The organism is Streptomyces sp. NPDC049687 (genome assembly GCF_044465285.1).
Lineage (GTDB): Bacteria > Actinomycetota > Actinomycetes > Streptomycetales > Streptomycetaceae > Streptomyces.
Window position 1 is genome coordinate 380,298 of record NZ_JBITLN010000005.1, and the last position, 26,847, is coordinate 407,144.

At 69.6% G+C, this 26,847-nt stretch carries 27 protein-coding genes; 21 read left to right on the top strand and 6 right to left on the bottom strand.

The features are described from left to right. Positions 1-20: 20 nt before the first annotated feature. Genes ACIBVL_RS18765 through ACIBVL_RS18775 form a run of 3 tightly spaced genes read right to left on the bottom strand, consistent with a single transcriptional unit; the run spans position 21 to position 1,271 of the window. Complete coding sequence (locus tag ACIBVL_RS18765; protein ID WP_399098275.1) at positions 21-242, bottom strand: hypothetical protein; 222 nt, start codon at positions 240-242, stop codon at positions 21-23. Next, positions 239-892: a hypothetical protein gene (locus ACIBVL_RS18770; protein ID WP_399098276.1), complete on the bottom strand. Its 654-nt coding sequence runs from the start codon at positions 890-892 to the stop codon at positions 239-241. Before ACIBVL_RS18770 ends, ACIBVL_RS18765 begins: the two co-directional genes overlap by 4 nt. Then, positions 885-1,271 (bottom strand): WhiB family transcriptional regulator, encoded by a 387-nt coding sequence (locus ACIBVL_RS18775; RefSeq protein WP_399098277.1) that lies wholly within the window; start codon positions 1,269-1,271, stop codon positions 885-887. Before ACIBVL_RS18775 ends, ACIBVL_RS18770 begins: the two co-directional genes overlap by 8 nt. 221 nt (positions 1,272-1,492) lie before the next feature. Between ACIBVL_RS18775 and ACIBVL_RS18780 the strand changes: the two genes are divergently transcribed. The 5 genes from ACIBVL_RS18780 to ACIBVL_RS18800 all read left to right on the top strand — a co-directional run bounded on the left by ACIBVL_RS18780 (position 1,493) and on the right by ACIBVL_RS18800 (position 4,327). After that, positions 1,493-1,987 (top strand): helix-turn-helix domain-containing protein, encoded by a 495-nt coding sequence (locus ACIBVL_RS18780; protein WP_399098279.1) that lies wholly within the window; start codon positions 1,493-1,495, stop codon positions 1,985-1,987. 379 nt (positions 1,988-2,366) lie between these two features. After that, positions 2,367-2,780, top strand: coding sequence for a hypothetical protein (locus ACIBVL_RS18785; RefSeq protein WP_399098281.1), 414 nt, complete (start codon positions 2,367-2,369; stop codon positions 2,778-2,780). 152 nt (positions 2,781-2,932) lie between these two features. Then, positions 2,933-3,535: a phage tail protein gene (locus ACIBVL_RS18790; RefSeq protein ID WP_399098282.1), complete on the top strand. Its 603-nt coding sequence runs from the start codon at positions 2,933-2,935 to the stop codon at positions 3,533-3,535. Positions 3,536-3,626: 91 nt separating this feature from the next. Continuing rightward, the gene (locus tag ACIBVL_RS18795; protein ID WP_399098283.1) at positions 3,627-3,917 is read left to right on the top strand and encodes a hypothetical protein; all 291 of its coding nucleotides are present in this window, start codon (positions 3,627-3,629) and stop codon (positions 3,915-3,917) included. 65 nt (positions 3,918-3,982) lie between these two features. Then, positions 3,983-4,327: a hypothetical protein gene (locus tag ACIBVL_RS18800; RefSeq protein ID WP_399098444.1), complete on the top strand. Its 345-nt coding sequence runs from the start codon at positions 3,983-3,985 to the stop codon at positions 4,325-4,327. A 62-nt stretch (positions 4,328-4,389) separates the two neighbouring features. Here the strand turns inward: ACIBVL_RS18800 and ACIBVL_RS18805 are convergent, their stop codons facing one another. Further along, positions 4,390-5,229: a hypothetical protein gene (locus tag ACIBVL_RS18805; RefSeq protein ID WP_399098284.1), complete on the bottom strand. Its 840-nt coding sequence runs from the start codon at positions 5,227-5,229 to the stop codon at positions 4,390-4,392. A gap of 386 nt (positions 5,230-5,615) precedes the next feature. Here ACIBVL_RS18805 and ACIBVL_RS18810 point away from each other — a divergent pair, with 386 nt between their 5' ends. From ACIBVL_RS18810 to ACIBVL_RS18885, 16 genes are all read left to right on the top strand, one after another. Continuing rightward, the gene (locus ACIBVL_RS18810) at positions 5,616-5,831 is read left to right on the top strand and encodes a hypothetical protein (RefSeq protein ID WP_399098285.1); all 216 of its coding nucleotides are present in this window, start codon (positions 5,616-5,618) and stop codon (positions 5,829-5,831) included. A gap of 58 nt (positions 5,832-5,889) precedes the next feature. Continuing rightward, positions 5,890-6,318 (top strand): DUF3592 domain-containing protein, encoded by a 429-nt coding sequence (locus tag ACIBVL_RS18815; protein WP_399098286.1) that lies wholly within the window; start codon positions 5,890-5,892, stop codon positions 6,316-6,318. Positions 6,319-6,395: 77 nt separating this feature from the next. Next, positions 6,396-7,151, top strand: a complete 756-nt coding sequence (locus ACIBVL_RS18820; RefSeq protein ID WP_399098287.1) for a hypothetical protein — start codon at positions 6,396-6,398, stop codon at positions 7,149-7,151. 27 nt (positions 7,152-7,178) lie between these two features. Further along, a complete protein-coding gene (locus tag ACIBVL_RS18825) occupies positions 7,179-8,372 on the top strand; it encodes a phage tail protein (protein ID WP_399098288.1) in 1,194 nt (397 codons plus the stop codon). Then, entirely contained in the window at positions 8,369-9,655 is a 1,287-nt protein-coding gene (locus ACIBVL_RS18830) for a tape-measure protein (protein ID WP_399098289.1), read from the top strand. Before ACIBVL_RS18825 ends, ACIBVL_RS18830 begins: the two co-directional genes overlap by 4 nt. 19 nt (positions 9,656-9,674) lie before the next feature. After that, a complete protein-coding gene (locus ACIBVL_RS18835) occupies positions 9,675-10,595 on the top strand; it encodes a phage distal tail protein (RefSeq protein WP_399098290.1) in 921 nt (306 codons plus the stop codon). A 4-nt stretch (positions 10,596-10,599) separates the two neighbouring features. Beyond that, positions 10,600-11,796, top strand: a complete 1,197-nt coding sequence (locus ACIBVL_RS18840; protein ID WP_399098291.1) for a hypothetical protein — start codon at positions 10,600-10,602, stop codon at positions 11,794-11,796. A gap of 55 nt (positions 11,797-11,851) precedes the next feature. Next, complete coding sequence (locus ACIBVL_RS18845; RefSeq protein ID WP_399098292.1) at positions 11,852-13,063, top strand: hypothetical protein; 1,212 nt, start codon at positions 11,852-11,854, stop codon at positions 13,061-13,063. Positions 13,064-13,089: 26 nt separating this feature from the next. Next, a complete protein-coding gene (locus tag ACIBVL_RS18850) occupies positions 13,090-14,286 on the top strand; it encodes a hypothetical protein (RefSeq protein ID WP_399098293.1) in 1,197 nt (398 codons plus the stop codon). Positions 14,287-14,318: 32 nt separating this feature from the next. After that, positions 14,319-15,416: a hypothetical protein gene (locus ACIBVL_RS18855; RefSeq protein WP_399098294.1), complete on the top strand. Its 1,098-nt coding sequence runs from the start codon at positions 14,319-14,321 to the stop codon at positions 15,414-15,416. Continuing rightward, complete coding sequence (locus tag ACIBVL_RS18860) at positions 15,413-16,564, top strand: hypothetical protein (protein WP_399098295.1); 1,152 nt, start codon at positions 15,413-15,415, stop codon at positions 16,562-16,564. The genes ACIBVL_RS18855 and ACIBVL_RS18860 overlap by 4 nt, the downstream gene beginning before the upstream one ends. Further along, entirely contained in the window at positions 16,564-17,274 is a 711-nt protein-coding gene (locus tag ACIBVL_RS18865; protein ID WP_399098296.1) for a hypothetical protein, read from the top strand. Before ACIBVL_RS18860 ends, ACIBVL_RS18865 begins: the two co-directional genes overlap by 1 nt. Positions 17,275-17,285: 11 nt before the next feature. Continuing rightward, a complete protein-coding gene (locus ACIBVL_RS18870; protein WP_399098297.1) occupies positions 17,286-17,753 on the top strand; it encodes an ATP-binding protein in 468 nt (155 codons plus the stop codon). Between the two features lie 108 nt (positions 17,754-17,861). Next, a complete protein-coding gene (locus ACIBVL_RS18875; RefSeq protein WP_399098298.1) occupies positions 17,862-18,740 on the top strand; it encodes a peptidoglycan-binding protein in 879 nt (292 codons plus the stop codon). Between the two features lie 15 nt (positions 18,741-18,755). Then, complete coding sequence (locus tag ACIBVL_RS18880) at positions 18,756-19,031, top strand: hypothetical protein (RefSeq protein ID WP_399098299.1); 276 nt, start codon at positions 18,756-18,758, stop codon at positions 19,029-19,031. Continuing rightward, a complete protein-coding gene (locus tag ACIBVL_RS18885) occupies positions 19,028-19,297 on the top strand; it encodes a hypothetical protein (RefSeq protein WP_399098300.1) in 270 nt (89 codons plus the stop codon). Before ACIBVL_RS18880 ends, ACIBVL_RS18885 begins: the two co-directional genes overlap by 4 nt. Before the next feature lie 54 nt (positions 19,298-19,351). Here the strand turns inward: ACIBVL_RS18885 and ACIBVL_RS18890 are convergent, their stop codons facing one another. Both ACIBVL_RS18890 and rpoB read right to left on the bottom strand, forming a co-directional pair. Further along, the gene (locus tag ACIBVL_RS18890) at positions 19,352-23,251 is read right to left on the bottom strand and encodes a DNA-directed RNA polymerase subunit beta' (RefSeq protein ID WP_399098301.1); all 3,900 of its coding nucleotides are present in this window, start codon (positions 23,249-23,251) and stop codon (positions 19,352-19,354) included. 97 nt (positions 23,252-23,348) lie between these two features. Next, the gene (rpoB, locus tag ACIBVL_RS18895) at positions 23,349-26,834 is read right to left on the bottom strand and encodes a DNA-directed RNA polymerase subunit beta (RefSeq protein ID WP_399098302.1); all 3,486 of its coding nucleotides are present in this window, start codon (positions 26,832-26,834) and stop codon (positions 23,349-23,351) included. Between the last annotated feature and the right edge of the window lie 13 nt (positions 26,835-26,847).

The window sequence follows — 26,847 nt, forward strand, 5'->3', positions numbered from 1 at the left end:
GCTGCCCACGGTTCCCCCGGTCAGCGCGGGTCACGGTTCGGCCCACGCGTCGTGCGTTCGGCCGCGAAGACGTCCTCCAGGCGGAAGAGCTGGGCCCGGCCGGCCTTGCCGGCGGGTTTGAGACGGCCCAGCTGGACCCATTTGCGGATGGTGGCGGGGGTGACACCGACCTCCTGGGCGGCGAGCGGTCCGGGGATGAGGGTCGGCCGGTCGGGGAGGTCGCCGTTGGTCCTGTTCCTCATGCGTGCTCCCACTCCCCCTCGTCCCAGGTGTGCCGGTAGGCCGGGTCGTCGTGGCAGCCGCAGTCGGCGTCCGAGCAGCGGCAGGCCGGGTTGACGCAGAGCACCGCGCCGCGGTCGGGGAAGGCGCGCAGGGAGACCGACTCGCACCAGGGGCAGCGGCCGGAGATCCGTACGACCGTCTCGGTGTCGCCCAGCGCGCGGGCGCAGCGGCGGGCCATCCGGCGGGTCTCGTCGCGCACGTGCGCGGCCAGCACCGGATCGGCGGCGACGTCGTCGAGGAGCTCGGCGATCCGGCGCAGCCGCTCGGGCACGGGGGCGCGGCGCGCGCGGGGCAGCCCGAGCCGCTCGCGGACGGCCTCCTCCAGTTCGACCACGCCGTCGGTGATGTCCCGGATGGTGTCGGAGATGTGCAGCCGCAGGGGCGCGGCGCTGTGTCCGGGGACGACGAGTCCGTGCCGCTGCTGAAGCAGCAGCGCCTCCTCGCGCTCCTCACGCAGCCGGTCGGCGAGGTCGGCGGGGGCCCGCGGTACGGAGGCGCGGGCCCCGGGACCGGTCCGTCCGGGGGCCAGCTCCACGGCCAGCTCGGGGAACTGCTGGAGCAGTGTGGTGATCCAGAGGGCGGCCTGGGCGGTGGGGCGGTGGTCAGCCACGGGGGCCTCCCCGGTGCTTGCTCGGGAGGGCGTCCACGACGGCCGCCAGGGCCGGGGGCAGGAGGTGGGCCGGTACGGGGACCGGGCGGCCGGAGCGCCAGAGGCGGCCGCCGCACACTCCGTCGAACCAGTTCTCGGCCGGTGCCACCGTCTCCTCGCAGTCCCGCCGTACGGGACAGCCGGCGCAGGCCCTCAGCGCGGGGGCGGCCACCTTGGGTTTCTTGGAGAAGACGACCCGGGGGGAGAGCCCGGCACAGGCGGCCGCGGCCTGCCAACGCTCGGACTGCCGGCGGTCGGGCTGCATCCGGTCGGGCTGCATCCGGTCGGACTGCCTGCGGTCGGATGGTGGTGGACAGGAGCTGGTTAAGGGCATGGACATGGGACCCCCCTGTCGGTTCGTGAACGAGCCGTACGAGTGAACATCCCCACCTTACAGATTGCGTGCGCGCCCGCAACTAATTCCCGGACTGCGGCACTCCGCCAACTCCCCCCGAATCTCCATGAAACCCACGAACTTTCCTCATTGCTTGCACGAGAGCACGTAATTCCGCGCGCGCAAGCAAGCTAAACTCTTGCCACCCCCGAAGGAAGCGAGCAGAGATGACCACCCAGGATCTGGAGGCGTTCGCCGTGTGGGTCGAAGACCTCATGCGCGAGCGCGGCTACGACATCGACAGTCCACGCGGCGGCGGAAAGTCACGGATCGCGGACGAGGCGGGCGTGCATCGCGCGGCCGTCACCCGCCTGCTGCAGCGCCAGAGCATGCCGGACCTCGAGACCACGCGCCGCCTGGCGCGGGTGCTCGGCGTTCCGGTCCGCGACATGCTCATCCGCTCCGGCCGGCTCACCGCCGAGGAACTGGCCGACCCGCACGAGCACCTGGTCGCGCCCGCGCCCGGCACGGAGGTCGGCCGCCGCCCCACGCTGGAGGAGGTCGCCGAACTGCTCGGCGTGCCCGCCGACCGGCGGGAGATGTTCGTGAGGGTGGTGGAGCAGTTCCTGCCGAACGAGGCGGAGATCTCGGTACAGCAGGACCGCGCGGACGGGCGGGTGTTGGTGGAGGCCGTGACGGCGGCCGCTCCCGGCACCGACTGATCCGACGCCGACTACGGGCACCCGTGGGCCGACGGGTGCACCTGGTGGGCACGGTCATCCCCGCGCCGAAAAACCCCACGCCCCCACCGCCCCACCCTCTCCCCGCCTCACCCCCTCCCCCCTCCGCACCACCGCTCCCACCTCGCGCTTCCGCCCCTCGTGCGCCCCCGATCGCAACTCCCTCGCCGATTTAGTTGCGTGCGCGCACGATCGTCTGTCACAGTTGGTGCAGCGGCGGAGCTGTGCCCGCACCCCGCAGAACGGGGTCGCGCCCCTCGCCGTACGCCGGGCCGAGGCGCCGTGCCGCCTCCCCCGCCGCCCCGCGCGGCGCCCGCCCGGCGGTCCTTCCTTCTTCCCGCTTCCGGCGAGGTGACCCGGCATGACCACACCCACTCCACCGAGCGCCTTCCCCGACGTCGAGGCTCTGGTCGTCGACATCCTGGAGGCCGACTCGGCGCTCTCCACCGCGCTCGTGACCGTCGAGCCGCCGGAGAGCTTCGACGGCACCACCGCCGCCGTGCTCGTCAACCGGCGCGGCGGCGCCTGGGTCGGCGAACTCCACGTCGACCAGCCGCTGATCGAACTGGAGGTGTACGGCCCGACCAAGCAGGCCGCGCACGTCCTGGCCAACTCCGCCCGCCGCGCGCTGATGGCGGCGGCCGGCAACCGCTACGGCACCAACCAGATCACCGAGGTGGAGGAGCAGGACGGCCCGCGCTGGCTGCCCGACTACCTCTACCACGCGGCCAACCGCTACGTGGCCGTGCTGAAGGTCTACCTGAACGTCTACTGACCCCGGCCACGTCCGCCGTAGCGCCCCACAGACCGAAGGCCCCGCCCCTCGCCTCACGAGCGAACCGGCGGGGCCTTCGCCGTACCCGGAACCGCCGGGGCGGCACCCCGCACCACCACCACACCTGCACCCCTATATAAGGAGACCCACCCATGGCAGGCACCAACTCCTCGGAGATCCGCATCGCCGGAGTCGGCCGGCTCTACGTCGCCGCCGCCGACACCAAGGTTCCGACGACCTTCTCCACCGACCCGTCCACCGACTGGGCCACCGGCTGGAAGAACCTCGGCTTCACCAACGGCGAGGGCGTCACCTTCAGCAAGAAGGACAAGCTGGAGCCGGTCGACGTGTGGCAGGCCGTCAGCCCGGTGCACTTCGTGTACTCGGACCGCGACCTGACCCTGAAGTTCTCGCTGCTGCAGTTCAACGAGGACACGCTGCCGTTCTTCATGGGCGGCGGCCAGGTCGACGCCGTGACCGGCTCGACGGGCGTCTACAAGTACGACATCGCCGACCGCCCGTACTCCGACGTGCGCGCCCTCGGCCTGGAGTTCACCGACGTCCGCGCCAGCGACGGCTCCACCGTGACCTACCGCTTCGGCATCCCGCGCGGCCAGGTCACGGCGGCGGACGACATCAAGCTGGCCCGCAAGTCGCCGGCCCAGCTCGGCATCACCTTCACGGCGATGGCCGCGGCCGACGGTTCGGCGCTGGCCAGCTTCGTGATGAAGGACGCCGCGTACGCCGCGTCCTGACCCACCGGGGTGGGGCGGGCCCCGCGCCCGCCCCACCCCGGAACCCCGCTCTTCCCACCACGCTTCACGAACCCAAGGAGCACCCATCACCATGGCCCGTTTCGACGTCAACGCCGCCCGCGCCCAGCGTCTCGAAGCCCTCGGCCGCACCTGGTCGTTCGAGCTCGACGGCGAGAGCTACACCCTGCCCACGGAGCTGACCCGCGCCACCGCCAAGGCCCTGCGCAAGCTCGACGACAACGACGTGGACGGGCTGCTCGGGCTGCTCATGGGCGAGGAGCAGTTCGCCCGCTTCGAGCGGCACGAGGTGACCATGCAGGACATCGCCGCCATCCTGGAGGCCTACGGCAAGGAGACCGGGCTCGGCCTGGGGGAAGGCTGAGCCTCGTCGGGTTCGTCGACGAACACGCCGAGGCCCTCGAAGCGGACCTGCTCCGCTACTACGGCATCGACCTGCTCGACTGGCACCGGGACCACCTCTCCGCGCGGCGGCTCTCGGTGCTCATCAAGCATCTGCCGCGTGAGAGCGCGCTCAACCGGGATCTGCACGGCGAGGCCGCCGACTGGTCGGTGACGGACCATCTGCTGGCCGCGGCCGTGGATCATCTGGCGGCGGCCAACTGGATGTTCGCCTGCGTCAACTCGGACGAGGGCGAGCAGCCGGAGCCGCCGGCGCCGGTGCCGCGTCCTGGGGACGCGGTGGAGGAGGAAGCGGAGAGCGTGCAGGCGGCTGCGGAGCCGAGTGACGGTTCGGCGCCTTCCGCGGGGCAGCTGGCCCGGTTCTTCGGGTGAGGACCGGGCGGTTCACCGATGCGGCCCCGAGCCCCTCGGGGACCCGCGCGCCCGTCGGCCGGTCAGTCGTCCCTGTGTCGGCGGCCCGCTCTTCCCTCCAGTTCCTCGGCCAGGGCCCTCGCCTTGTCCGAGAGCCGGGGCCGGTCCTCGGCCCGGGTCCCGGACGGGTCGGCGGGCTCCTCCGCCGGCCGCTCCGCCGTATCGGCCTTTCGTCCCTTGTCCCGCCCGGCCCCCGCATCACCGCCGGGCAGGGTCAGCGGGGGCACACTGGGCCGGCCGTTGCGCCGGACCACCGCCCGGCGCTCCGACGGCGCCGGGCGCTTCTCGCGCACCTCACGGGCGGAGAGCAGGATGTCGCCGGCGGAGTTCTCCGGCGACGGCTGCTCGGCCTCGTCCCCGCCGCTGTCCGGCGGAGCTTCGACGGCGTTGCTCCTGCCGGGCGTGGGGGTGGACATGTGCGTGGGCGCGGGCCCAGATGTGCGGGCGGGCGTCGGCCGGGGCCCGCCGTCCGCCACCGACCGCTCCCGCTCCCCCCGCTCCTCCACGCGTGTCACCTCGGAGGGCGGGCGCAGCAGCTCGACGTACGGCAGCGGGATGACCTCGCCGCCGGACTCGCCGTCCGGCCGCCGGGTGTGGCGCGGGCGGCGGCCGGTGCGGGCGTCCTCCTGGCCCTGGAGGTAGGCGGCGGTGATCCGCTCCTCGTAGGCACGCCGTATCGCCGGCAGCTGTTCGGCGACCATGTCGGCCCAGCCTGCGCTGTAGGCGGCCAGTTCGCGTCGGTCGAGTTCGCCGCGCGGCAGGACCACGAGGCCCTCCGGGTCGTAGCCGAGGCGCAGGACAAGCTCGGAGACGCGGGCGATGAGATGTGGAAGATCGGGAGCCTGTTCCAGCCAGTCGATCACATGATCGTTCCGCGCTTTGCTCGCGTCCCCGTCCACCCCGTTTGCCTTGCTCTAGTCCCCTGCCTCTTCGCGCCCCCCGCGCGAGGACGGCTGCCCGTCGCCGTCCACCGTCGCCTGTCGGACCTTCAATTGGCTTTGAGGGCCCGGCAGTTCACCGTTTTCCTATCCGACGGGAGAACGGCCGGATCCTACTCCACGAACCTGACACAACTTTCGGCGCACCCGGCATCACCGCAGGTCCGGACCACAGAACCACGGAGAGTTGTCACCAAACACGGTACGACTACACAGGATTACTCGTACACTAGTTCGAACAGACGCTTCCGGCACCCCAGGAGCGTCATCAGCACCACAGACCAGCGGACAGACTGGAAAGCAGGCCCGACATGGCGACTGGCACGAGCAACTCCTCGAAGCAGCCGATCGACACCTACACCCGCCTCGCCCACCTCCTGCACAGCCCCACATGTGACCGCGAGGCTCTGCTCAACCGGGTGTACGAAGAACTGCTTACCCGGGAGTCACGCGCCTACGCGGCGGGGTGGTCGGACGCCCTGACGGAGGCGCGGCGGGGTCGTCAGCCTTACCGGGGCCGGCGCTAGGGCCACCCCCCTCGACAACAGCCGGATCCTGCGCATGGGCAGCGGGTACGGTCCCGCCATGACGATCGAACGGCTGGGCGGTGGCTTCGTCGCTGCCGTCACCGGCATCATCTGCATATCGTTCGCATTCCAGATACTGAGCCGGTGCCGCCTGAGGCTGCGCGGTGTCAGGACGACCGGGGAACTGGTCCGCTTCCGCACGACGACGGAGGCGGACGGCCATGACTTGTACTACGCCGTGGTGATCTTCACACTTCCGGACGGAACCGAGATGACAGCCGAGACGAGCGAAGGGGTCCGCCATCCGCCCCTCGGTGTACAGGAGGGCGACCGGACCGAGGTCCTCTACGACCCTGCGGCGCCCAGCGTCATCACGCTGCCCTCCGTCCTGCCAGGACGGCTCAGAACGAGCGAGATCCTCTCACTGTGCGCCGGCTGCCTCGCCCTGGCCTCGATCACCTGGCTGATCCTCGCGGACACGTTCTGAGACCACCCCCGATACCCACCAACCGAGAAGGGCCCGGCTACCGCAGCCGGGCCCTTCTCGCCGTCCCGGGAGGACACATGACGCGAGACGTCAAACAGCTTGACGCGGATCTGAAGACGGCCGAGGCCAGCATCGGCAGCATCATGACCGAACTGGGGAGCCTCCCTACAAGCAGCCCCACCATTCTGTTCCGGGTCAACGAGTTGGAAAAGCTGCCGCCCAGCCTGACGCGACTCGAGACCGACGTCGCGACACTCAAGCAGAAGTTCAAATTGTGGCGCTGGATGTTCATCGGTGCCGTCATCGGGCTCCAGGCCCTCAAGATCGACATGCAGCTTTTCAAGCTCGACATGACGTTGGTCAAGGAGTGGAAGGCGAAAGACGTCGCGTCGGGCTTCAAGAATGCGACTCGATACACGAAGGAGCTGTTCGACAAGCAAGCCAAGGCCGCACGAATAGCGAACGAAACGGCGGAAAAGGATCGAAAGGCCGCCGACAAAGCCCTCAAGGAGGAGCTGGACGCCAAGCTCAAAAATATTCCGCAGAAGGTCGAAGACCTACAGAAAGCGGTCGAACCGAATGCCCTGCGACGCAAACTCGACCCCTTTTACTTTGAGAAGTCCCACGTCGACGGCCTGCGCAAGGACATTCGCCATGCCCAGGACACGGCGGACAAGGTGAACCGTGACCTCGACGACCTCCGAAACAAGCTGAAAAGAGCCGGAACCGCGAGCACTCCCGACAGGCCGAGAAAGAAGAACAACGCGAAGCAGGACGTCACCGCGCTCAGGGAATCAGTCACCTCTCTGAGTGTGGCTCTCGCAGGCCTCTGAGCGCGACCGCGAAAGGACTGGAAACGGATGTCTCTCGTTCGAGCACTCGACAGATCAGCTTCCGGACTCAAGAACTTCCAGACACAGGCAAGCTCGGCCGGCAGCGCCGCGAAGAGCGTCGGTGACAAGGCGAAGGCCGGGGAGGGGCAGCTCAAGCAGTTCAAGACCGCTGCTCAGGGCGCCGAAAGCGAACTAAAGGGCCTCAAGACCTCCACCGACCAGGCGGAGAAATCCATCGGAAAGGCCGGCAAGACCGGCTCCACGGCCGGGAAGAATCTCGGGAAATACGAGTCCGGGGCAAGTAAGGCGGCCAAGGGCCAGGACAAGATGAACAAGTCGATGAAGGGCAACTTCTTCGGCATGCTCATGGATCTGCTCCGGCCGCTGATCGAGAAGGTCGTCGACATGGCGGCCAACTCCAAGACCATGCAGAAGGTCATGAAGGCGGCCTTCGAGGTCATCAAGTCCGTCATCAGCAAGGTCATGAAGGCCATCGGGCCGATCATGAAGAGCGCCGCGAAGCTGATCAAGTCGGTCTGGGACGGCATCAAGAAGGCGATCTCCACCGTCGTCAAGGCGATCGCCACCGTCATCAAGACCTACGTCAACACCTGGAAGAAGGTCATCAGCACCGCGCTGAACGCGATCAAGACGGTCGTCTCCAGCGTGTGGAAGGGCATCAAGGCCGTCATCTCCCCGGTCGTCAACTGGGTCAAGTCGGCGATTCCGAACGCCTTCCGGGCCGTCAAGGACAAGCTGTCCAGCATCTGGGGCGGCCTCAAGGGCATCGCGGGCCGCGCCTTCAGCGGCATCCAGAGCGCGGTGAAGGGCCCGATCAACGCGGTCATCGGCATCATCAACCGCGCGATCGGCGCCCTCAACGGCATCAAGGTCTCCATCCCGGGCTGGGTCCCGGGAGTCGGCGGCAAGACCTTCGGCGTCAGCCTGCCGAGGATCCCCATGCTGGCCACCGGTGGTGTCGTCATGCCCCGCTCCGGCGGTGTCCCCGCGATCCTCGCCGAGGCCGGTGAGGCGGAGGCCGTTCTGCCGCTGAGCAAGCTGGACCGGCTGCTCAGGCGGGCGGCCGCGCAGGGTTCGGCGCACGCCGGTGCGGCGGGGACGGGCGGCGCACTGCACATCGAGCACTACTACGCGGCCGAGACCAGCAGCCCGCAGCGCACCGCCGATGCCCTGATGTTCCTGGCGAAGGCACGCGGATGAGTACCGCCGCACTGTCCACCGGCGGGGAACCCGCCGATCTGTTCGCCGGTGTCACCCAGGCCATGAACGCCTTCCGTGTCCGGGCGGCACAGGGCCGCGGCGGTGTGCGAGCCTTCACCGACCGGATCAGGACGACCGCCACGGCCGTCGGCAGCGTGCGTCCCGCCACCGACCAGGCCGCCGCCGTACTGCGCCGGGTCAAGTCGAACGCCGAGAACACCGCCCGGTCCGTCGCGAAGACGGGGCAGACCGCCACCGCTGCCGCGGCCCGCCTGAAGGCCGTCGGCTCCGGGGCCAAGGGCGGGCGGCGCGCACTCGACACCCTCAAGTCCGCCCTCGGCGGTGTCCTGTCCCTCGTCGCCGGCCTCATCGACATCGCCGGCATCCTCGGCGACCTCATGGGCACCTTCGGCACCCTCATGACCATCGGCTCCGGCGTCATGCTGATCATCAACGCCCTCACCCGCGCCAACCCCATCGGCTTCGTCACCGGCCTCCTCCTCCCCGTCGCCGGGTGGCTGCTCGATCTCGCGCTGAACTCCGAGACCGGGCAGCGGCTGATGGAGCAGCTCGCCACGCTCGTGCTGAAGTACGTCGAGGGCTATCTGACGGTCATGACCCCGCTGCTCAAGGGCATCGCGAGCGCGGTGAACACGTACGTCACCGTCTACCTCGGCGTGATCACCACCGCGCTCACCGTCATCGGCGCCCTCGTCGGGACCGGGTTCGCCGTGCTGAAGGCGCTGACCACCGGGGACACCCGGGCGCTCAGCGGCAAGGTGTCGTCGGTCTGGCGGGGGTTCAAGGACGCGGTCAAGCCGGCGCTGGACTGGATCACCAAGGACATCCCCCGGATGTTCACCCGCATCAAGGAGGCCATCTCCCGCACGCTCGGCGCGATGGGGCAGTTCGTCACCACCGGCGCGCAGACCGTCGCCGGGGTCGTGAAGGGGCCGATCCAGGGGCTCGTCGCCTTCGCCAACTGGGTCATCGACAAGCTCAACAGCCTCAGCTTCAGCATCCTCGGCAAGAAGTTCGGGGTGCACCTGGACAGGATCCCGATGCTCGCCGAGGGCGGTGTCGTGGTTCCCGGCGCCTCCCGCCGGTCGGGCCGGGTGCTGCCGCTGACCGCGCTGGACCGGCAGCGGGTGCTCGCCCGACGCCACCGGGCCGCCTCCCGACTCCCGTACCAGGTCAAGGAGTTCCACGAAAGCCGGGGCGCCGGTGCCCGCGGCACGGCGGAAGACCTGCTCTTCCTCGCCTCCGCCCACGCCCGCACATGAGAGTGAGGTGACGGCCAGCATGGCCGAGATCACGACAACCGCATACACCGACGATGTGGCCCCCGGCTCACTCATCACCCGCGACGGGCAGATGCAGTGGGCCGGACTGCTGATGGGGCCCGGAACGCCGTACGAGATCGACCGGGCCGGGCTCAGCGGCTGGGAGGACCTGCCGGAGTACGACTCCTCCGACGCCGACCGCCCCACCGCGCACGGCGCCTGGCCGGGCGCCCGCTACGCCAAGCCCCGCAAGATCGGCGGCACGGTGTGGACCGTACCGCCGCAGGACGACACCGCCTCCTCGCTCAGCGCGATGCGCGCCCTGCGTCAGGCGCTGCTCCTCGGCGACCAGGAGCGCTGGCTGGCGGTGCGGCTGCACGGCGAGACGCTGGCCGTGCGGGCCCGGGTCAGCCAGCGCGTGCTGGCCGCCGACCGCACGTACACCACCCAGGGCGTCTCCCGCGCGTCCGTGCAGTGGTACGCCACCGACCCCCGCCGCTACTCGGTCACCGAGCACAGCGCGGTCACCGGCGCCCCGCAGCCGGAGAGCGGTCTGACCTGGCCGCTGGCCTGGCCCCTGTACTGGGGGCAGGCGGCCTCCACCGGCGACGTCAACGCCGACAACGACGGCTCCGCGCCGACCCACCCCGTGATCACCTTCAACGGCCCGTGCACCAACCCGACGGTGACCGACCGGACTTCGTCGCTGCGGCTGCGCTACGAGATCGGGCTCGCCGCCGGTGACGAGCTGGTCGTCGACACCGCCGCCGGCACGGTCACCCTCAACGGCACCGCCTCCCGCCGGCACACGGCGGCCGCCGACAGCAGCCCCGAGGAACTGTTCGCCTTCGCCCCCGGTCGCGCCCAGCTGGCGTTCCGACCCGACACCTACGACACCGGAGCCCGGATGACGGTGCGCTGGCGAGCAGCGGAGTGGTGATCACATGACGACACGAGCCGCCTGGCTGACCGAGACCGGCCAGACCCGTGAGGACACCCGCCTGACCCTGTCCGGTCTGGTGACCGTGAACGCCAACGCCGCCGAGAACGTCCCGCTCAAGGCGCGCGGCGGCATCGTCCCCGGCGGCTTCGGGCTCACCGGCGCCACCGGGGGCATGACCTTCACCATCGGCACCGGCCGCGCCTTCGTGCAGGGCGGCCGGATCAACCAGGGCGCCTACCCGGTCGCGGTCACCGAGCCGGAGACCCTGACGGTGCCCGACGGCGACGCCCAGTACGGACGGATCGACCTGGTCGAACTCGTCGTACAGGACGGCGTCTACGACGGCACCGCCCAGACGGCTGCCAAGGTGCGCCTCGTGAAGGGCACCCCCGCGGCCACGCCCGTCGCGCCCAGCACGCCCGACGGCAGTGCCCTGCCGCTCTACCAGATCAAGGTGCCCGCCGGGGCGTCCGCCGGCACCGGCGGGCTGGCCTGGGACTCCGCGGTCACCAACCTGCGCTACCCGACGGTGGCCCTCGGCGGGATCGTCCCGGCCGGCGGCTTCAGCGGCGCGTACGCCGGCCAGTACCGGGAGGAGTCCGGGGTCCTCCAGCGCTGGGACGGCACCGCCTGGGTGCCGTATCCGAAGTCCGTCGGCGGGATCGCGCCGTCCACTCCCCTGCTGGTCAACGGCAGTTACGTCGGCCAGTACCGGGAGGACGCGGGCGGGCTGCTCCAGCGCTGGAACGGCAGCGCCTGGCAGTACGCGGAGGGCCGGACCACCGTCCTGCTCAGCGTCTCGCAGACCACCCCGCAGTCCGTGCCCAGCGGCAACTGGACGCAGATCACCCTGAACTCCACCGACGTCGACGACGCGGCCGGCTGGACCGGGTCCACCTCGTACACGGTGCCGCGGGCCGGCTGGTGGCGGGTGTCCCTCTCGGTCAGCTGGTTCTCGGAGTCCACCAGCGGGTCGCGCGGCGCCCGTCTGCACCTCAACGGCGTCGGCGTCCCTCGGGCGACCTGGCTGATCGGCGCCGGCCCGCTGGCGACCAGCGTCGGCGGCACGGCCCTGCTGAAGCTGGCGGTCGGCGACAAGCTCGCGCTCTTCGGGCTGCAGAACTCGGGCACCGCCGTCACCGCCCTCGGCGGCTCCGGCTACGCCTCCAACCTCACCGCCGAGTGGCTCAGGTCCTGACACCTGACGCCCCGTCATTCCACCCGTACCTCCGGAGATCACAGGAGACCAGCAGATGAACCTGCGCAGCTCATGGCTGGCCGATACCGGCCAGACCCGCGAGGACACCCGGCTGACCCAGATGGGCGCCACCACCCCGGTCAACCCGCTGGAGGTCCGCTCCGGCATCCTGCCCGGCTCCTATGACGGGCAGTACCGGCTGTCGGGCTTCTGGATGGAGGGCGGCGCCGGCACCATGACCGCCACCGTCCACGAGGGCCGGGCCGTCATCCAGGCCGACGGCAGCCAGGGCGCCTACCCGGTCACGCTCCCCGAGCAGATGACGCTCACCTTCGCCGACGGCGACGCCTCCAACCCCCGGATCGACGTCGTCGTTTTGCGGATCTACGACAACCAGTACGACGCCTCCGGCTTCACCAAGGCCGCCGTGGAGATCGTCCGGGGCATCCCGGCCGCCACCCCGGCGGTTCCTCCGCTCCCCGGCATCACGCTGCCGATCTACCAGGTCCGGGTCCGGGCCGGCGCCAGCGCCGGCAAGGGCGGCGTCAACTGGAACGGCGACGTCACCGACCTGCGGACGCCCACCGTCGCGGTCGGCGGGATCCTGCCCGTGGTCGGCGAGACCGGCAACGGCGCCTACCCGGGCCAGTACCGTGACTCCGGCGGCTCCCTGCAGCGCTGGGACGGCTCCGCCTGGGTCGGCTACCCGAGCGCCCTCGGCGGCATCGCCCCGGCCGGCGCGGTGAGCACGGCCAGCTACACCGGCCAGTACCGCGACAGCTCCGACGGGACCCTGCAGCGCTGGGACGGCTCGCAGTGGGTGTCGTACCAGCGGGTCCCTTCCTGGACCAGCTACACACCCGTCTGGTACTCGTCCACGGGCGCCGCGCCGGTCGTCGGCAACGGCAGCCTCAACGGCAGCTACGTCAAGCTCGGCAACCTCGTCCACGTCCGGGTACGGCTGGCCATCGGTTCCACGACCAACCTGTCCGCGCTGGACAGCGCCGGCGCCTGGTCGATATCGATGCCGGTGCTCCCGGCGTCGGGCTGGATGACCGACATCCTGCTGAACGTCGTCGGCTTCAGCAGCAACGGCTTCCGCTTCTTCCAGGGCGCCGCCCAGCTGTCGACGAACAACGGCGGCGTGGCCCACCGCTTCACCTCCACCTCGGGCACCGCCGCGACGAGCTGGACCAAGGCGGTGCCCTACACCTGGCAGGCCGCGGACGTCCTGTCGATCTGGGGTTCCTACGAGTCCGCCGCCTGATCCGCCACCGAGACGAAGGATCCGCCATGTCACTGAACGCCGGATGGCTGTCCCCGGACAGCCAGACACGCCGGGTCACCCGGCTCACCTCCCTGGGCCCCACCACCCCCGAGAACCCCATCCAGTCCCGCTCCGGCATCCTGCCGGGCACCTACGGCGGCCAGTTCCGGGTGGGCGGCTTCTGGCTGGGCGGCATCGCCGGCACCATGAAAGCCACCCTCTACCACGGCCGGGCCGTGATCCAGGGCACCGTCGCCCAGGGCGCCTATCCGGTCGCCCTGGACGAGGACATCACCCTGACGTTCGCCGACGGCGACGCCCAGCACGGCCGCATCGACCTCGTCGTCCTGCGCGTCTACGACGACGAGTACGACGCCTCGGGCCGCCACGAGGCCGCCGTCGAGATCATCAAGGGCACCCCCGCCACCACCCCGGCCGCGCCCGCCACGCCCAACCTGGCGCTGGCGCTGTTCCAGGTCGCCGTACCGGCCGGAGCCGGCACCGCCACCGGCGGCATCGACTGGTCCACCCGCCTCACCGACCTGCGCACCACCCTGGTCTCGGTGGGCGGCATCCTGCCGGTGTACAACAACGCGGCCGTGGCCGGCGCCTACCCGGGCCAGTACCAGGACAACGCCAACGCCGGCTACCTCCAGCGCTGGAACGGCACCGCGTGGACCGCCTACCCGAGGGAGATCGGCGGCATCGCCCCGGCGGGCACGGTCACCACCGGCGGCTACACCGGCCAGTACCGGGACTCCTCCCTCGGCCAGCTCCAGCGCTGGACCGGCAGCGCCTGGCAGCCCGCCGTGCCCGGGCCGGCGTTCGCGTCGTCGCTGGACGCCGGGTACACCGCCTCGACGACGTACACCGCGACGCTGCTCGACACGTCCGTCTCCGCGCTCACCCTCAACTTCACCGCCCCGCCGTCCGGCGCCGTGCTCATCAGCGTCGGCGCACGAATCTCCACCGCGGGCAGCGAGACCGCGCAGGCGCACATGTCCCCTCAGGTCACGCTGGGTTCCACGGTGATCTGGGCGGCGGACGACGAGCGGGCCGCGTCCGGCTCGGGTGCCGTGAGCAAGTCCGCGATCACGCAGCTGCGCCTGGGTTCCCTCACCGCCGGCTCCGTCTACACGGTCACCTCGATGCACAGGTCGTCCAGCGCCAGCGTCAACAGCTGGTTCGACACCATCTTCCTCCGCGTCGATCCGATCGCCTGAACCACCCCCGCCTCTTCCGAAAGGAGCCGACCATGCCCGTACGTTCCGGATGGCTCTCCCCGGACGGCCAGTCCCGCGAGGACACCAGGCTCGTCTCGCTCGGCGCCCTCACCCCCACCTCGCCCGTCGCCACCCGCTCCGGCGTCCTGCCGGGCTCCTCCGACGGCGTCTCCCGCATCTCCGGCTTCACCCTCACCGGCACCACCGGCACGATGTCGGCCACGATCAGCCCCGGCCGGGCCGTGATCCAGGGCACCGACGCCCGGGGCGCCTACCCGGTCGCGCTGACCGAGTACCTGCCCCTGACCTTCGCCGACGGCGACGCCCAGTACGGCCGTATCGACCTCGTCGTCCTGCGCGTCTACGACGACGCCTACGACGCCTCCGGCCGCGCCGAGGCCGTCGTGGAGATCATCAAGGGCGTCCCGGCCGCGACCCCGGCCGTACCGGCGGTGCCCGCCACGGCCCTGCCGCTGTACGAGGTCGTCGTGCCCAAGGGCGCGAGCACCGGCACCACCGCCATCAACTGGAGCACGGGGCTCACCGGCCGCCGCACCGCCACAGTCGGCGTCGGCGGCATCCTCCCGGTGACCACCGACTCCACGAACGGCGCCTACCCGGGCCAGTACCGGGACGTGAACGGGCAGCTCCAGCGCTGGTCCGGCACCGCCTGGACCGACTACCCGGTCCTGCCCACCTGGCAGAACTGGACGCCGACCTGGGTCACCAGCACCGGATCGGCGACCCCGTCCTTCGGCAACGCCTCGGTCAGCTGCCGGTATGTCAAGTTCGGCACGACCGTGCACCTGAACTTCTCGATCACGTTCGGCAGCACCACCTCCTTCGGCACCAGCCCCACCACGAACGACAACTGGCGTTTCTCGCTGCCGGTCACCGCGGCCACGACCCGCCCGTACATCGGGTCCGCCGAACTCGCCGTGGACGCCCCCAACCGCGCCACGGCCCGTGTCCACCTCGCCACCACCACGCAGTTCGAGCTGATCACCGCCTCGGGCCGGCCCAATGCCACCGCCTTCACCACCAGCGGCGGTGTGGACTCCCTCACGCCCTGGACCTGGGCGAGCGGCAACAGCATCGTGGGTACCGCGACCTACGAGGCCGCGTCATGACGGCGACCACCGGCACGCCGTACCGCGCGATCTTCTGCGACCTGCTCAGCGACCGCACCATCGACATCCTGCCGCTGCGCGACGTCACCGTCGACGACTACCTCGGCAAGGCCGGCTCGCTGTCGGGCACCGTTCCGGTGCCCGACGCGGCCATGGCCGCCCGGGTGCGCCGTATCGAGGAGGGCCGCACCGCGGTCTACCTCCAGCGCGGCACCGACCTGTGGTGGGGCGGCATCGTGTGGACGTCCACCCTGCAGAGCGACGACCGGGGCGTCCTGACCCTCGGCATCCAGGCGGCCACCTTCGAGTCGTACGCCGGCCGTCGGCGCATCCGCCAGGACCTCACCTTCTCGGGCGTGGAGCAGCTGGAGCTGGCACGCAAGCTGTGGCGCCACCTGCAGACCGGGACGGTCGACCCGCTGCCCGAGGGCGCCGAACCCCCGGTGGACGGCGGCGACATCGGCGTCACCTACGGCGACGAGAGCCCCGAGCATCCCCAGGCCCGCTCGGTGTCGTACCGCAACGGCGACGAGACCGTCTACCTGGAGGCGCTGGACGCCCTCGCCGCGCTGGAGAACGGCTTCGAGCACCACATCACCGTCTACCGCGACCCGGTCACCGGCGCACGGGTGCGCCGGCTGCGCCTGGGCAGCCCGACGATCGAGATCGGCACCACCGACCTGGTGATGGACCGGCCGGGCTCCGTCCTGTCGTACTCCTTCCCGCGCGACGCCACCCGTGGCGGCACCACCGCGCGGGCCCGGGGCGGCACGGACAACACCAACCAGGCCGAGGAGTCCCGCCCGGTCTACGCCGACGCCGACGAGGCGACCGCGCAGATCCAGGCCGGCTACCCCCGAATCGACCTGTCCTCGGACCACAACGAGACCACCAGCACGACCGTCCTGAAGTCCTTGGCCACGGCCGAACTCGCCCAGGCCACCGGCGCGGTGGTGATCCCGGAGATCAGCATCCGCCTCGACGACCTGGTGCCGCCCGCGCTGCTCGGCCGCACCGTGCGGCTGCGCATCGCGGACGAGTGGTGGACCGAGGGCCTGGACGCCCGCTACCGGATCATCGGCGTCAAGGTCAGTCCGGCGCAGCGCGGTCGCCCCGACACCGCCGAGCTCTACCTGGAGGAGGCCTGATGCCCCAGCTCCCCGAAGACATCATCGACCGGCTGACCCAGATGGAACGCCGGATCCAGCAGTTGTCCACCGCGGTCAACAGCCGCCCGGCGCTCAACCGGATCTCCGGCGGCACGGTGGAGATCACCGACGGCGGCTCCCTGCTGGTGCGCACGCCCGCCGGTACCCCGATGTTCCGGGTCGGTGGCTGGAGCGGCAACGAGTACGGCATGGAGATCCACCGCCAGACCGGCAGCCTCGCCATGAGCCTCTTCAACGGCGACGGCAGCGCCACCTCGCTCCAGCCGGTGCGGATCTACGACAACAGCAGCCGGGAGATCCTCTCCGACGACGTCAACACCGGCGGTCTGGCCCGTCCTTGGCTGCCCATGCTGCCCCCGCAGGACATCGCGCAGGCACGCTGGCCGCAGACCGCCTCGACCTCCTGGACGACGATCGCCCTGTCGTACAACCCGGTCTGGCAGCCCAAGATGCGGCTGCTGATGAACACCCGGGTCAGCTCCGGCGGCGCGGGCCAGGTCCAGGTGCTCGTCAACGGCTCCCAGTGGGGCGACACCGTCACCGCCGGCAACGACTTCGACTACACCGGCCTGCTCAGCAGCGACTTCTCCTCGATCTACGCCACCACGGTCAAGTTCGAGATCCAGGCCATCGCCACCAGCGGCACCGTCTACGCGAACCCGGTCCTCATGCACGGCCGCCAGACCTGAGGAAGGCACCCATGGACATCGACCCCACCCAGCCCTGGGGCGTCGCGATCGACTACGCGGGCCGCGCCACCGTCGTCGAGGACGGCCACACGATCCACGTCAACGTCACCGACAGCAGCCTCAACACCGTCATCCAGCCGGACTCGATCACCGGCCGGTATCCCTCCGTCACCGTCACCGCCCAGTTCACCGAGACCGGCGAGAACGCCACCGTGCTGCGCGGCTACGGCCGGATCACCATCGACCCCGCCGGCACGGACCCCGTCGTCCCGGACCGGACGGCCGTCCAGCGGGCCGTCGCCAAGGCGCTCGCCGACTTCCGGGCCACCACGGCAGCGTACGCGGCACTGTGCGCCCAGTGGCCGACGACCGAAGGAGACCCGGCCACCGACACCCCCGCGGACGACACCGCCACGGACGACGAACCCACCGCGGACGGCGGAAGTGCGGACGGTTCCGATCCGGAAGCCGCCGTCTGAGGTCTCCGCCCGGCCCCCGCCCGGCGCCCCGGCGCCGCATCCCACGCCCCGAGCCACCCCGCCGGCCGGGGCTTTCCCATGTCGGAACCATCCAGGGAGGCACCGCCCATGGCCAACCCCCTCTCCGCCGACGCCCTCGTCGCCGCCCTCAAGGCCGAGGGCGTCACCGTCGTCGAGCACTCCGGCTGGCGCACCCACAACCGCAACCACAAGGGAAGCTGGGGCCCGGTGAACGGCGTGATCATCCACCACACCGTCACCTCCGGCACCAGCAACAGCGTCAGCCTCTGCTTCAACGGCCACTCCGCCCTGCCCGGCCCCCTCTGCCACGGCGTGATCGCCAAGGACGGCACGGTCCACCTCGTCGGCAACGGCCGCGCCAACCACGCCGGCAGCGGCGACGGCGACGTCCTGCGAGCCGTCGCCGCCGAGAGTGCCACCTTGCCCCCGCCGAACGAGAACGACACCGACGGCAACGTCCACTTCTACGGCTTCGAGTGCGTCAACCTCGGCGACGGCAAGGACCCGTGGCCCGAGGTCCAGCTGGAGGCCATGGTCCGGGCGTCCGCCGCGCTGTGCCGGGCCCACGGCTGGTCCGCGCACTCCGTGATCGGCCACAAGGAGTGGACGAACACCAAGATCGACCCGCGCGGCTTCACGATGGCGGACTTCCGGTCCCGGGTCGCGACCCGGCTGGGCAGGAAGCCCGCCACGGACTCCGGCTCCGCCAAGCCCACGTACCAGCCCTTCCCGGGCGCCGACTGGTTCAGGAAGCAGCCGAGGTCGGCGATCGTCACCGCGATGGGCAAGCGCCTGGTCGCCGTCGGCTGCTCCGCGTACACGAGCGGCCCCGGCCCGCAGTGGACCGAGGCCGACCGGCTCTCCTACGCCAAGTGGCAGCGCAAGCTCGGCTACACCGGCTCCTCCGCCGACGGCTGGCCGGGCGCCAAGTCCTGGGCGGCCCTGAAGGTCCCGTACAGCTCCTGAGAAACGAGGCTCACGATGTCAGAGGCCGCCAAGCGGACCCTCCGCACCGTTCTCCAGACCGCTGCCGGCCTGTGCGTCCTGCTGCCGACGGCCGTCGACGCCGCCGGCATCCCGGACACCCTGCCCTGGATCGCCGGCGCCCTCGCCGTCGCCGCCGGCGTCACCAGGGTCATGGCCCTGCCCGCCGTACAGAACATGCTGCCCGCCTGGCTGCGCACGGACACGCGGCCGAACGACGACGCCGCCCTGCTGTCCCTGGCGGACGCCCCCACGGAACGGAGGGACGCATGACCGATGCGCCACACTTCCTGCCCGATCCGACCGCCGTCGCCGTAGAGCTGGAACGGCTGCGCGGAACCGTGGAGGCCGGGTTCGCCCGCGCCGACGGCCAGCTGGCGCTGCTGGTCCAGCGCAGCGACCAGACCGACAAACAGCTCGCCGACCACGAGCAGCGCCTGGACGCCCTGGAGCGCTCCCGCTGGCCGCTGGCCAGCATCGGCGCACTGGCCGCCGTGGCCACGGTCGTGGTCACGGCCTGGGAACTCACCGCGCACTGAAACGCCGAAGGGCGGTCACCCCGTACGCAACGGGGTGACCGCCCTTTCGGTCATTTACTGGTTGTACGGACCGTAGTCGTAGTCCTCCAGCGGAACGGCCTGGCCGGAGCCCGTGCCGAACGGCGAGTAGTCGATGTCGTCGTAGCCGACGGCCGAGTACATTGCGGCCTTCGCCTCCTCGGTCGGCTCGACCCGGATGTTGCGGTAACGGGACAGACCCGTACCGGCCGGGATGAGCTTACCGATGATGACGTTCTCCTTGAGGCCGATGAGGCTGTCGGACTTGGCGTTGATCGCCGCGTCCGTCAGGACTCGGGTCGTCTCCTGGAAGGAGGCGGCCGACAGCCAGGATTCCGTCGCCAGCGAGGCCTTGGTGATACCCATCAGCTGCGGACGACCGGAGGCCGGGTGACCGCCCTCCTGGACCACACGACGGTTCTCGGTCTCGAACTTCGAGCGCTCGACCAGCTCGCCGGGCAGCAGCTCGGCGTCGCCGGACTCGATGATCGTCACGCGGCGCAGCATCTGCCGGATGATGATCTCGATGTGCTTGTCGTGGATCGACACACCCTGCGAGTTGTACACCTTCTGGACCTCGCCGACCAGGTGGACCTGGACGGCACGCTGACCCAGGATGCGCAGCACGTCGTGCGGGTTCTGGGTACCCACGGTGAGCTGCTGGCCCACCTCGACGTGCTCGCCCTCGCTGACCTTCAGACGGGCGCGCTTCGAGATCGGGTACGCCGTCTCGTCGCTGCCGTCGTCCGGCGTGATGACGATCTTCTTGGTCTTCTCGGTCTCCTCGATCCGCACGCGGCCGGAGGCCTCGGAGATCGGGGCGACACCCTTCGGGGTACGGGCCTCGAAGAGCTCGACGACACGCGGCAGACCCTGGGTGATGTCGTCACCGGCCACACCACCGGTGTGGAAGGTACGCATCGTCAGCTGGGTACCGGGCTCACCGATGGACTGGGCGGCGATGATGCCGACCGCCTCACCGATGTCGACCAGCTTGCCGGTGGCCAGCGAGCGGCCGTAGCACATGGCGCAGGTGCCGACGGTGGACTCGCAGGTCAGGATCGAGCGGGTCTTGACCTCCTCGACGCCGGCCTTGACCAGCTGGTCGATGAGGACGTCACCGAGGTCGACGCCCGCCGGGGCGAGCACCTTGCCGTCCACGACGATGTCCTCGGCGAGGCAGCGCGCGTACACGGACGTCTCGGCGTTGCCCGCCTTGCGCAGCACACCGGCCTCGTCGCGCTCGGCGATGGCCAGCTTGAGGCCGCGCTCGGTGCCGCAGTCCTCCTCGCGGATGATGACGTCCTGCGAGACGTCCACCAGACGACGGGTCAGGTAACCCGAGTCGGCGGTACGCAGGGCGGTGTCCGCCAGACCCTTACGGGCACCGTGCGTGGAGATGAAGTACTCCAGCACGGACAGGCCCTCACGGAAGGACGCCTTGATCGGACGCGGGATGGTCTCGTTCTTCGCGTTCGACACCAGACCACGCATACCGGCGATCTGCCGCATCTGCATCATGTTTCCTCGGGCACCCGAGTCAACCATCATGAAGATGGGGTTCGTCTTGGGGAAGTTCTCGTTCATCGCCTCGGCGACCTCGTTGGTCGCCTTGGTCCAGATCGCGATGAGCTCCTGAGTGCGCTCTTCCTTGGTGATCAGACCGCGCTCGTACTGCTTCTGGACCTTCTCGTCCAAGGCCTCGTAGCCGCGGACGATCTCCTTCTTCGCCTCGGGAACGACGACGTCGGAGATGGCGACGGTGACACCGGAACGGGTCGCCCAGTAGAAGCCGGACGCCTTCAGGTTGTCGAGCGTCGCCGCCACGATGACCTTGGGGTAGCGCTCGGCGAGGTCGTTGACGATCTCGGAGAGCTGCTTCTTGCCCACCGAGTAGTCGACGAACGGGTAGTCCTCGGGCAGCAGCTCGTTGAAGAGCGCACGGCCCAGCGTGGTGCGCAGCCGGAAGCTGTCACCCTGCTGCCACTCGGGCTCGCCCTCCTCGCGCACCGGCGGGGTCCAGCCGCGCGGCGGGATGGTGCCCACCGGGAAGCGGATGTCGATCGCCGACTGCAGCGCGAGCTCGCCGGCGTCGAACGCCATGATCGCCTCGGCCGTGGAGCCGAAGGACCGGCCCTCGCCCTTGGTGTCGCGCAGCTCGCCGTCGGTGGTGAGGAAGAACAGACCGAGGACCATGTCCTGGGTCGGCATCGTCACCGGACGGCCGTCGGCGGGCTTGAGGATGTTGTTCGAGGACAGCATCAGGATGCGGGCCTCGGCCTGCGCCTCCGCGGACAGCGGCAGGTGCACGGCCATCTGGTCACCGTCGAAGTCCGCGTTGAACGCGGTGCAGACGAGCGGGTGGATCTGGATGGCCTTGCCCTCGACCAGCTGCGGCTCGAAGGCCTGGATGCCGAGACGGTGCAGGGTGGGCGCACGGTTCAGCAGCACCGGGTGCTCGGCGATGACCTCTTCGAGGACGTCGTACACGACGGTGCGGCCGCGCTCCACCATGCGCTTGGCGCTCTTGATGTTCTGCGCGTGGTTGAGGTCCACGAGCCGCTTCATGACGAACGGCTTGAAGAGCTCCAGCGCCATCGCCTTCGGCAGACCGCACTGGTGCAGCTTCAGCTGCGGACCGACGACGATCACGGAACGGGCCGAGTAGTCGACACGCTTGCCGAGCAGGTTCTGACGGAATCGACCCTGCTTACCCTTCAGCATGTCGCTGAGGGACTTCAGCGGGCGGTTACCGGGACCGGTCACCGGACGGCCACGACGGCCGTTGTCGAAGAGGGCGTCAACAGCCTCCTGAAGCATGCGCTTCTCGTTGTTGACGATGATCTCGGGCGCGCCGAGGTCGAGGAGCCTCTTCAGACGGTTGTTGCGGTTGATCACACGGCGGTACAGGTCGTTCAGGTCGGAGGTCGCGAAGCGGCCACCGTCCAGCTGCACCATCGGACGCAGGTCCGGCGGGATGACCGGCACGCAGTCGAGCACCATGCCCTTGGGGCTGTTGCTGGTCTGCAGGAACGCGGAGACGACCTTCAGGCGCTTGAGCGCACGGGTCTTCTTCTGGCCCTTGCCGGTACGGATGATCTCGCGGAGACGCTCGGCCTCCTCGTCGAGGTCGAAGGACTCCAGCCGCTTCTGCAGCGCCGCGGCACCCATCGAACCGTCGAAGTAGGTGCCGAAGCGGTCACGCAGCTCGCGGTAGAGCAGCTCGTCGCCCTCGAGGTCCTGGACCTTGAGGTTCTTGAAGCGGGTCCACACCTCGTCGAGACGGTCGATCTCGCGCTGGGCGCGGTCGCGCAGCTGCTTCATCTCGCGCTCGGCGCCTTCGCGCACCTTGCGGCGCACATCGGCCTTGGCACCCTCGGCCTCGAGCTCGGCCAGGTCGGTCTCGAGCTTCTTGGCGCGGCCTTCGAGGTCGGCGTCGCGACGGTTCTCGATCTGCTGCCGCTCGACGGAGACATGCGCCTCCAGGGAGGGCAGGTCACGGGTCCGGCGCTCCTCGTCGACGTACGTGATCATGTACGCCGCGAAGTAGATGACCTTCTCGAGGTCCTTGGGAGCCAGGTCCAGCAGGTAGCCCAGCCGGCTCGGGACACCCTTGAAGTACCAGATGTGCGTGACGGGCGCGGCCAGCTCGATGTGGCCCATCCGCTCACGGCGCACCTTGGCGCGCGTGACCTCGACGCCACAGCGCTCACAGATGATGCCCTTGAAGCGGACGCGCTTGTACTTGCCGCAGTAGCACTCCCAGTCCCGGGTCGGACCGAAGATCTTCTCGCAGAAGAGTCCGTCCTTTTCGGGCTTGAGCGTGCGGTAGTTGATGGTCTCGGGCTTCTTGACCTCGCCGTGGCTCCACTGACGGATGTCGTCAGCGGTAGCCAGACCGATCCGGAGCTCGTCGAAGAAGTTGACGTCGAGCACTATGCGTCAATCCCTCTCAGGGTTGTAAGTCTTGGGGTCTGAAACGGGGGTCCCGGGGCCGGCGGACCCTGATGGTTCAAGGTCCGCCGAACTCCCGTCAGACCTCTTCGACGCTGCTCGGCTCGCGCCGGGACAGGTCGATGCCGAGCTCCTCCGCAGCGCGGAAGACGTCCTCGTCGGTGTCTCGCATCTCGATGGACATACCGTCGCTGGACAGCACCTCCACATTCAGGCAGAGCGACTGCATCTCCTTGATGAGCACCTTGAAGGACTCGGGGATGCCGGGCTCGGGGATGTTCTCGCCCTTGACGATGGCCTCGTAGACCTTCACGCGGCCGGTGACGTCGTCGGACTTGATGGTCAGCAGCTCCTGGAGGGCGTAGGCGGCGCCGTACGCCTCCAGTGCCCACACCTCCATCTCGCCGAACCGCTGGCCACCGAACTGGGCCTTACCACCCAGCGGCTGCTGGGTGATCATCGAGTACGGGCCGGTCGAACGGGCGTGCAGCTTGTCGTCGACCAGGTGGTGCAGCTTCAGGATGTACATGTAGCCGACCGAGATCGGGTCCGGGAACGGCTCACCGCTACGGCCGTCGAACAGCCGCGCCTTGCCGGACGGGAGCACCATGCGCTCGCCGTCGCGGTTCGGGATGGTGTGCTGCAGCAGACCCGCGAGCTCGTCCTCACGCGCACCGTCGAAGACCGGGGTGGCGACGTTGGTGCCCGGGTCGACCGCGTCGGCGCCGATGGCCTGCAGGCGCTGCGCCCACTCTTCGGCGAGACCGGAGACGTCCCAGCCGCGGCTGGCGAGCCAGCCGAGGTGGATCTCCAGGACCTGTCCCGGGTTCATCCGGGACGGCACACCGAGCGGGTTGAGGATGATGTCGACCGGGGTCCCGTCCTCGAGGAACGGCATGTCCTCGATGGGCAGGATCTTGGAGATGACACCCTTGTTGCCGTGCCGGCCGGCCAGCTTGTCACCGTCGGTGATCTTGCGCTTCTGCGCAACATACACACGGACCAGCTGGTTGACGCCGGGCGGCAGCTCGTCGCCCTCCTCGCGGTCGAAGACGCGCACGCCGATGACCTTGCCGGTCTCGCCGTGCGGCACCTTCAGCGAGGTGTCACGGACCTCACGGGCCTTCTCACCGAAGATCGCGCGCAGCAGGCGCTCCTCCGGGGTCAGCTCGGTCTCACCCTTGGGCGTGACCTTGCCGACGAGGATGTCACCGGCGATGACCTCGGCACCGATGCGGATGATGCCGCGCTCGTCGAGGTCGGCGAGGACCTCCTCGGAGACGTTCGGGATGTCCCGGGTGATCTCCTCGGGGCCGAGCTTGGTGTCACGGGCGTCGACCTCGTGCTCCTCGATGTGGATCGAGGAGAGGACGTCGTCCTGCACGAGGCGCTGCGACAGGATGATCGCGTCCTCGTAGTTGTGACCCTCCCACGGCATGAACGCCACGAGCAGGTTCTTGCCGAGCGCCATCTCGCCGTTCTGGGTGGCCGGACCGTCGGCGAGGACCTGGCCCTCGATGATCCGGTCGCCCTCGTTGACGATGACCTTCTGGTTGACCGAGGTGCCCTGGTTGGAGCGGGCGAACTTGGCCAGCCGGTAGGTGATGTACGTGCCGTCGTCGTTGGCGGTGGTGATGTAGTCCGCGGAGACCTCCTGGACCACACCCGCCTTCTCGGCCTTGACCACGTCGCCGGCGTCGACGGCGGAGCGGTACTCCATGCCGGTGCCGACGAGCGGGGACTCGGACTTGATGAGCGGCACGGCCTGGCGCATCATGTTCGCGCCCATGAGGGCACGGTTGGCGTCGTCGTGCTCGAGGAACGGGATCATGGCGGTCGCGACCGACACCATCTGGCGCGGCGAGACGTCCATGTAGTCCACGTCGTCACCGGCGACGTAGTCGACCTCGCCGCCACGGCGGCGGACCAGCACCCGGTTCTCGGTGAAGCGCAGGTCGTCGTTGAGCGTGGCGTTGGCCTGCGCGATGACGAATCGGTCTTCTTCGTCGGCCGTCAGGTAGTCGACCTCGTCGGTGACCTGGCCGTCGACGACCTTGCGGTACGGCGTCTCCACGAAACCGAACGCGTTGACGCGGCCGTAGGAGGCGAGCGAACCGATCAGACCGATGTTCGGGCCTTCGGGCGTCTCGATCGGGCACATACGGCCGTAGTGAGACGGGTGCACGTCACGGACCTCGAAGCCGGCCCGCTCACGGGAGAGACCACCCGGACCAAGAGCCGACAGACGGCGCTTGTGGGTGAGACCCGACAGCGGGTTGTTCTGGTCCATGAACTGCGACAGCTGGCTGGTGCCGAAGAACTCCTTGATGGAGGCGACGACCGGCCGGATGTTGATCAGGGTCTGCGGCGTGATCGCCTCGACGTCCTGGGTCGTCATACGCTCGCGGACGACGCGCTCCATACGCGCCAGACCCGTACGGACCTGGTTCTGGATGAGCTCGCCGACGCTGCGCAGACGACGGTTGCCGAAGTGGTCGATGTCGTCGGTCTCGACGACGATCGAGCCGCCGTTGTCGCCGACCGTCTCGGTCTCGCCGGCGTGCAGCTTCACCAGGTACTTGATCGTCGAGATGATGTCCTCGACGGTCAGGATGCCCGCGTCCAGCGGAGCGTCCGCACCCAGCTTCTTGTTGACCTTGTAGCGGCCGACCTTGGCCAGGTCGTAGCGCTTGGGGTTGAAGTAGAGGTTCTCGAGCAGCGTCTGCGCGGCCTCACGCGTCGGGGGCTCGCCCGGACGGAGCTTGCGGTAGATGTCGAGCAGCGCGTCGTCCTGGCCCTGGGTGTGGTCCTTCTCCAGGGTGGCGCGCATGGACTCGTACTCGCCGAACTCCTCGAGGATCTGCTCGGTGGTCCAGCCGAGCGCCTTCAGGAGGACGGTCACCGACTGCTTGCGCTTGCGGTCGATACGCACACCGACCATGTCGCGCTTGTCGATCTCCATCTCCAGCCAGGCACCCCGGGAGGGGATGATCTTGGCGGAGAAGATGTCCTTGTCGGACGTCTTGTCGATCGAGGAGTCGAAGTAGACACCGGGCGAACGGACCAGCTGCGACACCACGACACGCTCGGTGCCGTTGATGACGAACGTGCCCTTGTTCGTCATGAGCGGGAAGTCGCCCATGAAGACCGTCTGGGACTTGATCTCACCGGTCTCGTTGTTGGTGAACTCGGCCGTCACGAAGAGCGGAGCCGCGTACGTGAAGTCGCGCTCCTTGCACTCGTCGATGCTGTTCTTCGGCGGCTCGAAACGGTGGTCGCGGAAGGTCAGCGACATCGACCCGGAGAAGTCCTCGATCGGGGAGATCTCCTCGAAGATCTCCTCGAGGCCGGACTTGGTGGGGACGTCCTGACCGTTCTCCAGAGCCTCCTCGACCCGACTCTGCCAGGCGGTGTTTCCGAGCAGCCAGTCGAAGCTCTCGGTCTGCAGCGCGAGCAGGTTGGGAACCTCGAGAGGCTCCTTGATCTTTGCAAAAGAGATGCGCAGCGGGGCGGTGCTGGCGCCGTTGTTCGTATTCGCGGTCGAGGCGTTGCGCGAGGCGGCCAAGAGGGGGTCCTTC